General features: G+C 50.3%; 10 protein-coding genes and 1 tRNA gene. 2 read left to right on the top strand and 9 right to left on the bottom strand.

Annotation, left to right across the window (positions count from 1 at the left end):
- Window positions 1-11 precede the first annotated feature (11 nt).
- The 4 genes from GBK04_RS24290 to GBK04_RS24275 all read right to left on the bottom strand — a co-directional run bounded on the left by GBK04_RS24290 (window position 12) and on the right by GBK04_RS24275 (window position 4,911).
- Window positions 12-965: a hypothetical protein gene (locus GBK04_RS24290; protein ID WP_152764212.1), complete on the bottom strand. Its 954-nt coding sequence runs from the start codon at window positions 963-965 to the stop codon at window positions 12-14.
- A 121-nt stretch (window positions 966-1,086) separates the two neighbouring features.
- On the bottom strand, window positions 1,087-2,118 hold the full coding sequence (locus GBK04_RS24285; protein WP_152764210.1) for an endonuclease/exonuclease/phosphatase family protein: 1,032 nt from the start codon (window positions 2,116-2,118) through the stop codon (window positions 1,087-1,089).
- Between the two features lie 273 nt (window positions 2,119-2,391).
- Window positions 2,392-2,464: transfer RNA gene (locus GBK04_RS24280), tRNA-Thr, on the bottom strand.
- Window positions 2,465-2,550: 86 nt separating this feature from the next.
- The gene (locus GBK04_RS24275) at window positions 2,551-4,911 is read right to left on the bottom strand and encodes a DUF349 domain-containing protein (protein ID WP_373331305.1); all 2,361 of its coding nucleotides are present in this window, start codon (window positions 4,909-4,911) and stop codon (window positions 2,551-2,553) included.
- Window positions 4,912-5,009: 98 nt separating this feature from the next.
- Here GBK04_RS24275 and pdxH point away from each other — a divergent pair, with 98 nt between their 5' ends.
- Window positions 5,010-5,654, top strand: coding sequence for a pyridoxamine 5'-phosphate oxidase (gene pdxH, locus GBK04_RS24270; protein WP_152764208.1), 645 nt, complete (start codon window positions 5,010-5,012; stop codon window positions 5,652-5,654).
- On the opposite strand, the gene bshB1 is transcribed toward pdxH, so the two are convergent.
- The 5 genes from bshB1 to GBK04_RS24245 all read right to left on the bottom strand — a co-directional run bounded on the left by bshB1 (window position 5,651) and on the right by GBK04_RS24245 (window position 11,251).
- Window positions 5,651-6,376, bottom strand: coding sequence for a bacillithiol biosynthesis deacetylase BshB1 (gene bshB1, locus GBK04_RS24265; protein ID WP_152764206.1), 726 nt, complete (start codon window positions 6,374-6,376; stop codon window positions 5,651-5,653). The genes pdxH and bshB1 overlap by 4 nt on opposite strands.
- A gap of 41 nt (window positions 6,377-6,417) precedes the next feature.
- Window positions 6,418-7,497 (bottom strand): peptidoglycan DD-metalloendopeptidase family protein, encoded by a 1,080-nt coding sequence (locus GBK04_RS24260; protein WP_152764204.1) that lies wholly within the window; start codon window positions 7,495-7,497, stop codon window positions 6,418-6,420.
- A 53-nt stretch (window positions 7,498-7,550) separates the two neighbouring features.
- The gene (trxB, locus tag GBK04_RS24255; RefSeq protein ID WP_152764202.1) at window positions 7,551-8,507 is read right to left on the bottom strand and encodes a thioredoxin-disulfide reductase; all 957 of its coding nucleotides are present in this window, start codon (window positions 8,505-8,507) and stop codon (window positions 7,551-7,553) included.
- 201 nt (window positions 8,508-8,708) lie between these two features.
- The gene (locus GBK04_RS24250) at window positions 8,709-10,610 is read right to left on the bottom strand and encodes an OmpA family protein (protein WP_152764199.1); all 1,902 of its coding nucleotides are present in this window, start codon (window positions 10,608-10,610) and stop codon (window positions 8,709-8,711) included.
- The gene (locus GBK04_RS24245; RefSeq protein ID WP_373331304.1) at window positions 10,610-11,251 is read right to left on the bottom strand and encodes a 7-carboxy-7-deazaguanine synthase QueE; all 642 of its coding nucleotides are present in this window, start codon (window positions 11,249-11,251) and stop codon (window positions 10,610-10,612) included. Before GBK04_RS24245 ends, GBK04_RS24250 begins: the two co-directional genes overlap by 1 nt.
- A gap of 92 nt (window positions 11,252-11,343) precedes the next feature.
- Between GBK04_RS24245 and GBK04_RS24240 the strand changes: the two genes are divergently transcribed.
- Window positions 11,344-12,381 carry an oxygenase MpaB family protein gene (locus GBK04_RS24240; RefSeq protein WP_152764198.1) on the top strand — a complete coding sequence of 346 codons (1,038 nt, stop codon included), beginning with the start codon at window positions 11,344-11,346 and terminating at the stop codon, window positions 12,379-12,381.
- The last annotated feature ends 7 nt before the right edge of the window (window positions 12,382-12,388 follow it).

Genomic DNA, 12,388 nt, shown 5'->3' with positions numbered 1-12,388 from the left:
GAATAAATGTTTTACTCGCATGTATGAATGGTGTGGTTACGCGAGAGAATGGCTGCGTAATGATAGTACTGGTTGGGAATAAAATAGAGCTGCTCACTACCTGCTCCGTGGTACCGGGTGCATTCGGCCTGAGCGTACGTTGCATAGGCTTGTGCCAAGCTATCCAGGCGGGCGTCAATCGTTTCAGAAGCGGGTGCCTCCCGAACCGCAGTTTCAAAACTCTCAACGGCCTCTGGATAAGCACCTTTTTTCTCGTACACAATGCCTTGCTCAAAAGCCCGTCTGAAAGCCGTCAACTGAGAGGCTGACTGCGATGCAACGGGATCAGGCCCCATCTGCGACCGCAAAGAATACACACTCAGGGCCAGTAGTACCCCAATAACGGATAAAAATATGGGCCAATTCGAAGGAGAAGGCATCGCTTTTTCAGGAGGAATCTCCGGAATGGGTTCGGCCATACTCCGGGCAAAAAGCGCCTGTTTCCAGTGCTCTTTAATTTCACGTACAGTTTGGCTGGAAGGGAGTGTAGCAACCACCTTCCGATAAAAAATTAATATTCCATTCGTTCCGTCATGCCAATACTCGGGAAAATCCTGAGCTACAAGGGTTTCATGTACCCCTACCGGCAGCGAATCTATTAAGCTGGCGAGACGCTTTCGTATCGGGTTGCTTAGGTGGGAAGGTTCATACCTGACAATCGGGGTCGGGGTCGGATTTTGATCCCACACTATGTAGCGGCAGTCGCAGTCGGCCGACTGACCCGCCAGACGTACGTTCAGTTTGTCAGCTTTCCAATGCAAGTCGGCTACGTAGTCGGCAGGTATGGTGTCTATAAGCACTTCACTCCGCCGATACGAAGTAATATCATCGGCCAGCCAACGGCTACACTGCCCCTGCTCTCCCACGAACACCTTTTCTTCAAGCTGGTAGATTCCTTCGATAATATCGCCCGTATTCAATGACATGGATCGTGCGCGAAACTGTATTGGCAAAAACTCCTTAAATATACGGAGAAAAACTTTGTCGGATTCATTACCGGGGTCAAGGGTACCAGTTCGGAGGCTCCTACCAGGTACCCTATCGAACTCATGCCAATTCAATGTCCGCCGTGACCGGGTAGTGATCCGAGGCATGCGGATATTTACTCCAGATTTTCTGACCGTCGGGCATATCCTTAATTACCATGGCGTTTGCCACCCATTCAGGTCGATTATAACTATACAGGATGTGGTCGATCCATTCGTTTTGCCAAACATTGTTAAAAATGGGATCCTTAAACGAAGTAGTGTAGATTTTTTCAAAATTCAGATTTGCCTGATCCTTCTCGGAAAGTGTGTCGAAAAGTGCATTGCCCAGGCTCAGGAAGGGGCGCCACACATTTCCCATCAGCCGCTCGATGGCACTTCCCAACAATCGCTTTTCGCTTGCATCCATTCCTGGCCCATCGTTGATGTCGCCGCACACGATAATCGGGATACGCTGTGTAGTAGGATCGCCCAGGTACTTATCCAGGAATTGCACCCGAATTTGTGTGGCCTGGGCCTGCAGTTTCTTACGATTCCCATCAGAAACGGCCCACCATTTGCTCCATTCGTAGGCATTGAATATACCTTTACTTTTCAAATGAAGCCCCATTAGCCTGAAGGCCTCTCCCTCGGCTGTGGTAATCTCCACATAGAGTGGGGACCGTTCGAAGCGGTACTTTTCAATAATGCCGTCGTTCTCGTTCGTCAACTCGAAGGGTTGGAAAATAGGCATCGTTTGCGTATCGAAAAAACGTACTGGATGCTGGTCGTGGAATCGGCTTAAATCCGTGCGCACCGCACACCCGACACATTGCGAAGAACCCGAAGTAGGCTGTAGTTTGACCTCCCATTCCCCGTTTACGTCCGACTCAAAGAAAAGCTTCAACTCCTTTTCCCGGTTGGGGCCTTCTACTACTACTACAATATCGGGAGCTATCTCGTTGATGACCCCGCTGAGGTGATTCCGCCGGGTGCGTACCGTTGTGCTTTGGGCATGTTGCGGTTTATGAGTGTCCGGGTGAAAATCACCATTCTGGTCGAACAGGTCATTCATCCATTCCATATTCCAAAGGAGTAATTTGAGTTTAGCCATGGCGGTAGGAATTGTTTCTCTAAATATCTGAATAATATTGTATCATTCAGTGCCCCTACCCAATTTCCTAGTAAAAGGCAATTCATTGTCATGGCATTAGGGTCAATCTATTCAATATAACGTGATTAAACCGTTATGATGTTATGTAAAATATTTATAAAACTGGATAGTACTGCAATAATGCCAATACCCAGGTACCCCTCCTCTCTAAACCATAACTTATAATAACGATATAATAAAAAAAGCCCAAACCTTTCGGTTTGAGCTTTCAGGAGCCCCCAGTCGGGATCGAACCAACGACCTACTGATTACAAGTCAGTTGCTCTACCAGCTGAGCTATGGAGGCTTTTATTTATCGTGGGGCAAAAGTAGTATTTGTACAGATAGGGCGCAACTTATTTATCTAAAAAATAAGTTGCGCCCTAAGGATTCTTATATAGCTTCCTGAATTATAGTCAGTTGGTGCTTCAAATCTTCAAGTTGTTCTGAAGCTTTCCTGATTTTTTCTTCAAACTGAGCTTTTACCTTGTCTGCCGATTTGGACTTGGCAAAGAACTCGATATTATTCTGCCAGAGAGCGATATCGTTTTCAAGTTGGGTTACCTTACGCCTAATATCGCTTTCCTTGCGATAAAGATTCCGGCTTGAATCGCCTTCCTTCACCATTTCCACTTCACTTTCCAATACCACCTGCTCTTTCTCCTTACTGGAAAGCTTACCAATGGCCCCTACGTAATCATTGATCGCCGCAATATACCGTTTCTGAATAGACTGCATATCCTTACGCGGGACAAACCCGATCTTGGCCCACTCCTCTTTAAAATCATTCAGATGCGAGAGTGTAGAATCCTTTGGATCGGCTGCCGCTTTTTCAATGCGCTCGCAGAGCTTTTTCTTTTGAGCCAAATTGTCGTCAAAATCCTTGTCCTGCTCTTTGTTTTTCGAACGCTTCTGATCAAAGTACGCATCACAACTCTGCTTAAAGCGGGTATAGATCGAGTTTTTGAATTTCTCAGGTACCTGCCCAATGCCCTTCCATTGCTTCTGCAACTCAATGACACGCTGGGTGTTGGCAGGCGTGTCTTCTCCCGATTCCACAATCCGTTCCACTTCTTCACAAAGTGCCGTTTTGGCTTTCAGGTTATGCTCCCGCTTGGCTTCCAGTTGCTTGAAAAATTCCCCCTTATTGCTGAAGAATGTTTTCAAGGCAGCCCAGAATTTCTTACTCAGTTGCTTGCCCTCATCCCGGGGCATGGGGCCTTTGGTGGCGACCCATGCCTCCTGATAGGCAATAATTTCTTTCGATTTTGTATTCCACTCATTGATACTACCCGACGAAAACGTCGTGTAGGGTACTATGGCTTCGTAAATTTTCGATTTTTGCTCATAGACCTCCACCATGGTCTTTTTCTGGTCGTCGTACTGAGCCCGTCTTGCATCGTAGAGCGCATCCAACGACTTTTTGAACCGCTGCCAAAGTACCTCCTGTTCGTCGCGGGGAGCGGGACCCACATGCTTATACTCTTCGAAAATCTGATTTCCCTCGTTCAGCACTTCCCGTGACATCGGCCGGTTTTCCAGCGTCTTTACCAAATTCTCTATTTTCTCGCACAATTCTATTTTTAATTCAGAATTGCGTTTGCGATCGAGTTCTTTTAACTCAAAATAAATGTTACGGTTCGAGAAATAGCGGTCAATCAAGGCATTATAAGTAGCCCATAGGGTACCATTGTGCGGCGATGATACGTTTCCGGCCTGTTTCCACTCTTCCTGAATTTTCTTAAATTCTTCCCAGCTGCTTTTGATATCGGCAGCCCCCGTCTCATGGCTCTCGTCAGTATCCACTAGCTCCCGCAGGCGCTGTAGAAGTTCGGTTTTCTGATTAAAGTTCTGGTCCTTATTCTTTTCCAGTTTCTGAAAGAAGTCCTTACGCTTCGATCGGATTTCTTTGGTAAGTTCTTCGATTCGGCGGGTCGTTTCGTCGTGCTTATACTCGAAGCCATCTTCCGATCCGGTATCAGTCACGTATTTCTCTTTGGCACTGTTCCATTCTGTCCGCTTCAATTGATCCAGCACCGGCCTGATTTCCTTAACCACAGCATCGGCTTTCCTAAAGCGCGCCGTCCCGACGGAAGGTACCGACAAGTCTTCTATTTCTTTTTCAAGGGCCGTTACCAGTTCTGACTTACTCAGTTGGCTGTAATCAATATCATCGGCCTCTTCAGCATCCTCATCCTCATCACCGGATGCTTCAATAGTATCTTCCTCGGACTCAGACGTTTCATCCGTAGATTCCGCTTCGGAGGTAAATTCCAGCATTACGGTTTCTTCTAATTCACCGGCATTAGGTTCGGGCGTACTGTTTTCGGGTTGTGAAGTCGGGGTTTCCACTTGAGGCTTGTCATGGTCAGCTGCGGCTTCGGCCATTTCGTAAGCCTTACCGAGCAATTGAGGATCTTGGTCGGCGGTGCCCGATATGGCCAGATGCGTTTCGTCTTCCATGTCGTTCAAGGTTTCTGTGGCCTCCATATCACCCGCGGACGGACCTATTTCAGGTACCAGCACATCCATTTCGTTCTCATCTGTTCCATCATCGTTCGCCAGGTCCAGGCTCGATACTTCCTCAGCTACGTCAGCTTCTGCTCCCTTGCTCTCTGGGGGCGTTATTTGCTCTTCGGGATTTTCTTCTGCTTCTGCTTTGTTTTCGGGAACTGCCGTCGGATCATCCACCGGAATTGGATTCAACGGTTTTTGTTCGTCTGCGTTCCGTGCATCGTGTTCGTGCTGAGCCATCGTAATCGGTGTTTCGTAAGTCGTAGAACCACAAAATTAACAATCTTTCTTTGAAATGGTTAAATTTGTCCGAGTAACCTTCAATTTACCATCCCGGTATGAGCCAGAAAATTGCCGATCTCCGCAAGGAATACACCCTGAATGGCCTGAGTGAGACCGCTGTCGACAAAAATCCCCTCTTACAATTTCGAAACTGGTTCGATACCGCTCTTGAGGCCGGATTGTCCGAACCCAATACTATGCATCTCAGTACCTTGGGAGAAAATTCCCGTCCCAGCGGAAGGATTGTGCTCCTGAAAGAACTGGATGAGCAGGGTTTCGTTTTCTACACCAATTACCACAGCCGAAAGGGGCGCGATTTGGCCCTGCATCCCTTTGCAAGCCTTACCTTTTTCTGGGTGGATTTAGAGCGGCAGGTACGTATTGAAGGTAGTGTCGAGAAAGTCAGCGCCAAGGAATCCGACGAATACTTTGCCATTCGGCCGCGGGGCAGCCAAATCGGCGCATGGGTATCGCACCAGAGCGAAAATCTACCGTCGCGGGAGATTTTAGAAGAACAACAGGCTGAATACGAAAAACAATTTGCTGACCAGACCGTCCCACGGCCGCCCCATTGGGGAGGCTACCGCCTGGTACCCGACCGCATGGAATTTTGGCAGGGCAGGCCCAGTCGCCTGCACGACCGGATCGCCTATATGAGGGACAGTACAGGTTCCTGGACCATCGGACGCCTGTCGCCCTAACAGAAAACAGACAAATCCCGGACGCCTAGTTGCCGTTTACTGGTAAAACCTTCGCCGTACTTTACGCCGATGGCATGGCCCATTTCTTCAGCCCTGGCCCGAATAAAGTCCAGAAATTCGGGGCTTGAAATGTAGCTTTGGGGCTCTGAACTATTGGCATTGGGAATGAAGAACTGACTTTTAAACGCCAGCATTGCTTCTACTTTTTTGTCCCAATGTGGCGTGATGTCAACCACGAAATCAGGTTGTATATACCGATCCTGAATAAAATGGAAAACATTCCTGGGGCGCCAGGCTGCTTGTGGGGTACCTTCGGCGTCAACCGTTTCAATCATGCGGAGGCCCGAATAAAAACAGCTTTGGGAGATCAGTTCAGAAGCCCGGCCGTGGTCGGGATGGCGGTCGCTATGAGCGTTAGCCAACACAATGTCCGGTTGGTATTGCCGGATGTAGGGGATGATAGCACGTTGGTGCGCTTCATCATTCCGAAAAAATCCATCGGCAAGCCCGGCATTAGCGCGCACCTCAATTCCCAGAATATGAGCAGCCTCCGAAGCTTCAAGTACCCGCCCCTCGGGGGTACCCCGGGTACCCAGTTCACCGCGCGTCAGGTCCAGAATCCCCACTTTTTTGCCCAGCGCCATGTGCGCCAGCAACGTTCCCGCACAGCCCAGTTCTACATCGTCGGGGTGGGCGGCAATCGCCAGAATGTCAAGTTTCATAGAGGCAGAATATTACTCTCAGGTATGCTTCGAGGAATTAATTACTTTACACGCAGTTTTTGACCGATGTGCAGGGTTGAACGTGTCGATATTCGGTTGAGCTTGGCCAAGGCCGACACATTCAGGCCATAACGGCTGGCAATGGACGACAGGGTTTCACCCGAGCGAACCCGATGAAGCATGGTACGCACGTACACGGGTTTCTCACTTTCTTCAAATTCGTTTTTTGCGGGGCGGCCTCCTCTTTTATAATCCCATACCTGTGATGTGAGCGTGAAGTGATCCGACCGGACCTGCTGTTTTTCCCAATCGAAAATATACTTGGAATCAAAGGGATTTCCCTCATAACGGTTTTCATAGTGCAAATGAGAGCCCGAACTACGTCCGGTGCTACCCCCAAGCCCGAGAATATCTCCGGCCTTTACAATCTGACCTGATTCCACAAGGGGTTTGGACATGTGCCCGTAGAGGGTTTCCAGCCCATTGTAATGCCTTACCATCACGAAGCGACCGTAGCCGTTCCCGTCCCAGCCCACTACCCGTACCATGCCATCGTACGTACTATAGACGGGATCACCCGTTTCGAGGTCGATGTCGGTACCCGCATGCCAGCGTCCCCAGCGGAACCCGAAATTGGAGGTGATGCGTGGGCCTTCGACGGGGGTATTCCAGAAACGGTTTTCAGCCGGATCGTAAAGCTTCAGGTCGATGGTTTCGTTAAATTCCAGGGGATCCATGCCGTACGGGTTAATGGCACGCGAGTCCCAAATCACGTAGTAGTCGGCAATTTTGACCCATTCGTCCCCGATCTGCATGGAATCCACTACTTCCAGCACCTCGGTTTCTCCTTCGTCAATCGTGGTGGTGTCTTCATTCACGACCGGATTGAGAGGTTTAGCGGGTTCAAACTGGCTCTGAAATTGAATAGTAGAGGTTTCTACCTTGAAATCCACTTCCGGTTCCCGTTTGGGCTCTATCACCGGAAAATTGGGATTGTAAGTTTCAGTGGTATTTTGTTTTATTTTCGGATTCTTACGAAATTTTCCCCGCTCCTGAGCATACCCCCGCACAGTAACCGCGCATAGGAGCCAAAGCAGGCTTATCCCTATTTTAACTTTCATAGATCTATAAAAGAAAAGGAAGGGGGGTACCCTTCCTGATAATCAAGATTTTTCTACATTTCCTGTTCTTCAGCCATCAGGGTCCGGGCGGCCAGATAGCGTTCTGCGTCCAGGGCAGCCATACAGCCTGTGCCCGCCGCCGTAATCGCCTGGCGGTACACAAAATCCTGAGCGTCGCCACAGGCAAACACCCCTTCAATGTTAGTGCGGCTGGTACCCTTGACCGTCTGGATATAGCCCGCAGCGTCCATATCAAGGTAGTCTTTAAACAGGTCGGTATTGGGCTTATGGCCAATAGCTACAAAAAATCCCGTGGCTGGCAACAGAGTTTCTTTGCCGGTCTGGTTATTCACCACCTTTACCGTTTCCAAACCTTCCTCTCCCAGGAGTTCGACCGTTTCGGTGTTCCAGAGAATCTCCACATTGGTCAGCGACATCAGGCGTTTCTGCATGATTTTGGAAGCACGCATCTCATCGCGCCGTACCAAAACGGTCACCTTGCGGCACAGTTTGGCCAGGTAGCTCGCTTCCTCGGCGGCGGTATCGCCTGCTCCTACCACAACCACGTCCTGGCCCCGGAAGAAGAAGCCATCACATACCGCACAGGCCGAAACGCCCCGTCCATTCAGACGCTCTTCGCCGGGCAAACCCAGCCACTTGGCCGAGGCGCCCGTGGAGATTATGACCGACTCAGCTTCAATTTCGAACTTGTCGTCTATGGTAACTTTATGGCAATTTCCTGAAAAATCAACCGCCGTAGCCATCCCGTACCGAATATCGGCGCCAAATCGACGGGCTTGCTTCTCAAAATCCATCATCATTTCGGGACCACCGATTCCATCGGGGTAGCCGGGGTAGTTTTCCACATCGGTCGTGATGGTCAATTGTCCACCTGGCTGAGGACCCTGGTAGAGAACGGGTTTCAAGCCGGCACGGGAGGCGTATATAGCTGCCGTATAACCGGCGGGACCTGATCCGATGATCAGGCATTCAATTTTTTCGGGTGTCATTGTATTGTTAAATAATTGAAGGTGGACAGAAGGCAGTACTTCGTTTGTCAGCTATCCAGACCATTCGGTAAATGATTGATCAAACTATTTTTCTGGTTTCTTCCAATCCCTATCCGCACAATAAAGCCCGGATTAGTGACTAATTTCTAACACGGAGTAAACAACAAAAGTGCAACTTTTACCGCGAAAACCCAAAGCAAGTCAACGGATACGCCACTCGATCCGGCGGTTGAGACGACGATTCTGGTCAGAATCATTAGGTACCTTGGGTTTTGTTTCACCATAACCGATCGCTGTAAACCGACTGTCCGGTAGCCCGGAGCCAGCCAGGTAGCGAACTACGCTTTGGGCCCGCTGCCGTGAAAGTTCCAAATTTTCCTTATCGCTCCCCACATCGTCGGTGTGTCCGGCTATCTCAATAGATAGTTTGGGGTTGTCTTTCAGGAACAATACCAGTTTTTGCAGCTCTACCTTTGATTTCTCATCGAGGGTATATTCTCCTGTGGCAAAAAAGATATTATTCAGCACCTCAACCCGATCCTTCTCGGCCCGTTCCAGCGGAATATCCAGTCGCAATGAGGGAGTGGAATCAGTGGCCACGAAAGTCAGGCTTTTAAATAGGTACCCTTCTTTCACCACATACAGGGCATGTTCACTGTTCTGATTCAACACGGCCAGGAATTCACCGTTGGCAGGTTGCGATGAGAACGTGGCCACCCGCTGCTGACTCCCCAGGTCGTACAATTCGAGCAAGGCCTGTAAGGGTGCTTTGGTACTTTGGTCAAACACCTTTCCTTTGATGTACTTGGTGGGTACGAAGGCTTTTTGCAAAGTATCGGGAATGGTGAACGCATAGAGCATGGCCCGCCGACCTTTGGGCTCGGTGCGGTCATCGGTGTAATAGGCGGTCTGACCATCGGCCGATATGTACATCCCTACCTGATCAGCGACGGTATTGATAGGGTACCCCAGGTTTTTAGGATCGCTCCATAGCGTATCGGTACGCTGAGACATGAAGAGGTCGAACCCACCCAGACCCGGCAACCCATTGGACGCATAGAAAAGGGTATGTCCGTTGGCATGAATGAAAGGGGCGTTCTCCTCGTCGGGCGTGTTGATCGTCCTACCCAGATTGGTGGGAGTAAGCCATTCCCCCGAGCTGTCGAGGATAGTTTTCCAAATATCCGACTTCCCCGCGCCACCGGGACGATCCGAAGTGAAGTACAACACACTGCCATCGGCCGACAACGACGGCTGGGATTCCCAGTTGCTGCTATTGACGGTCTGCCCCATATTCTTCGGAGCCAGCCAGTCTTTTCCGTCTTGCCGGGTAAAGTACAAATCGCAGCCCCCGTACCCATCGGGGCGATTACAAGCGGTAAAGACTAACGTTCGGCCGTCCGCCGAAATGGTACAGGTACCTTCGTTATTGGGTGAATTGATATTTTTTGAAATTTCCTCCGGCGTGTCCCAACCTTTTTCTGTCCGGTGCGTGATGTACATATTCTCGTCCCGCTCCGGGGTAAGACCGGTGAATATCAGTGTTTCATTATCAGCGGTTAGTACCGGAAAAAACTGGGCTTTCAGGAAATTGACGGTATCGCCCAGGGAGCGCTTGTTTATTTTCAAAGGATGCCTGATGGCCTGCTCGGCAAATTGGGCTGAAGCGATCCACTTACGGGTAACCAGTGCCAGATTGGACCGTTCGGGGTAGCGGGCCAGGGCCTGCGATAGGTACACCTGCGCCGAGTCGTAGCACTCTCGCTGAAAGGTGTCACGTCCCAGCCACTGGTAGGCGGTGGCTACTTCCGGCGCATCGGGATCGAGCTTTACCAGCTGCTGATAATGGTAACGGGCACGGGCAGTTTGCCGCTGCCATTCGTAGAGCTGCCCTAGCCTTAGATGTACCTCGGGAAGGCCGGGTTCCAGTTCGGCCAGTTTCTGGAACAAAGGCAGCGCTGCTTCCATTTTTCGTTCCTTCCAGGCAATTTGGGCATTGTCGTACAGCTCCCGCGTCCGGCGAGGCATGGCTTTATCCTGCGCGAAGGTACCCATGCAGCTGGCCAGCACGATGAGGAGAACAAGGCAGATGATGCGGTTCATTACGGAATATTCATAAACTTATGAGTCTGTAACGATATTTGCCAACGGGGATTGTCTTTAATATAGTCAATGATCTGGGGCAGCATCTGTTCACGACGGCTCCATTCGGGTTGCAACAGCAGCTTGCAACTTTTTCCAACCCGAGCGGCGTGCTCCTCTGCGAAAGCAAAATCACTTTTATTAAAAATAATCACCTTCAGCTCGTTGGCGGCGGGATAAATGGACGGATGGGGTACCTTGAATTTCTTTGGCGAGAAACATACCCAATCCCACTGGCCGGAGAGCGGGTAAGCTCCAGACGTTTCAATATTGGTCTGGAAGCCAACTTCCTGGAGCGCCCGGGTCAACGCGTCCATATTGTACATCAAAGGCTCGCCACCCGTAATTACCGCCAACCTACCCCGATGCGCCAGAGCTCCGGCTACGATATTTGCAATAGAGGTCTTCGGGTGATGATCCGCATCCCACGATTCTTTCACGTCGCACCAGTGACAGCCCACATCACACCCCCCCAACCGAATAAAGTACGCCGCCCGGCCCGTGTGCGCTCCTTCACCCTGTAAAGTATAGAAAGCTTCCATGATCGGAAGCAAAGTACCTACTTCATACTCCACCTGCTCTGCGCTTTCTTTTAAACTCATCACCGCCATTTTCTCCAAATTACTGATTTTAAACTAAACCAAACTCCTCTGCGTGAGGTTCTATTCCAAAGAGAAAAGTCCAATTCAGTTTCATGCGCAAAGATACGATAACGGGTCGATCATTCCCCGCTGATTTCCTGGAACCCTACCGGCATACCGGCGACCCGGCCGCCGATGCGGTCATCGACGCCGTGGCCGCTCAGGGAGGACATGGGGCGGTCGGTCCACTGATGCGCTTCCTGACCAACTACGAAGATTTCACCTTTGAGGGCCAGTCCGACGCAGTTCAGGAATTTATCAAATCCCAAAACAAATTTCCTGATACTTTTGATGCACAGGCGTTTGACGAGGGGATGGCTTTCTTTTGGCGGAACTACCGCCTTATTTCCCTACTATTGGGTACCTACTCCCTACCCTACTGCTATGCTGGAGCCAACGGTGCCCAGGTGCTTTGGATTTCGGAACGCATCCGGAATAATACCTACCAACGGCTGGAAGAGACGGGAGCGTTCGTGTTCGGTATCATGCAGGAGCCCGACTGGCACAATGGCCGTAACTTTCAGCGCATCGCCAAAATCCGACTTCTGCACGCCGCCATTCGCTGGTTTACGCTCCACAGCGGCCGCTGGGATGCGGCCTGGGGGTACCCTATCTGTCAGGAGGACATGGCCGCCACCAATCTTTCCTTTTCGTACATTGCGATTAAAGGATTTCGAAAACTCAAAATTTCGGTTTCCCAGAAAGAAGAGTCTTCTTTTTTACACTTCTGGAATGTGGTGGGTGAACTCCTAGGGGTAGATCCCGCCCTGCTTCCGCAGAATATGCTGGAAGCGTACCGCCTGGAAAAAGGCATTTCGGCCCGGCAATTCAGGTCTTCCGAGGCGGGGCAGGGCTTGACCCGGGCTTTGCTGAAAGCGATTGAACAACAAATTACCTCCCCTTCCCTACGAAACGCCCCGGCGGCGCAGATGCGTTTCTTCCTGGGTGATTCAACCGCCGATTTGCTGGATATTCCCAAAGCGGAATGGGAGGATCGGTTTGTGAAAGTAGCTCTGCAAGCGCCGTTTTTTCCCAAACTGATGTCCCTGCAAAAACCAGCCTCACCGGTACTGGAACGCTACTGGCGGTAGAAGGTAC

The sequence above is a fragment of the Salmonirosea aquatica genome (assembly GCF_009296315.1).
Lineage (GTDB): Bacteria > Bacteroidota > Bacteroidia > Cytophagales > Spirosomataceae > Salmonirosea > Salmonirosea aquatica.
Note: the sequence above shows the minus strand (reverse complement) of the source record. Positions and strands in the feature narration are given on the sequence as shown.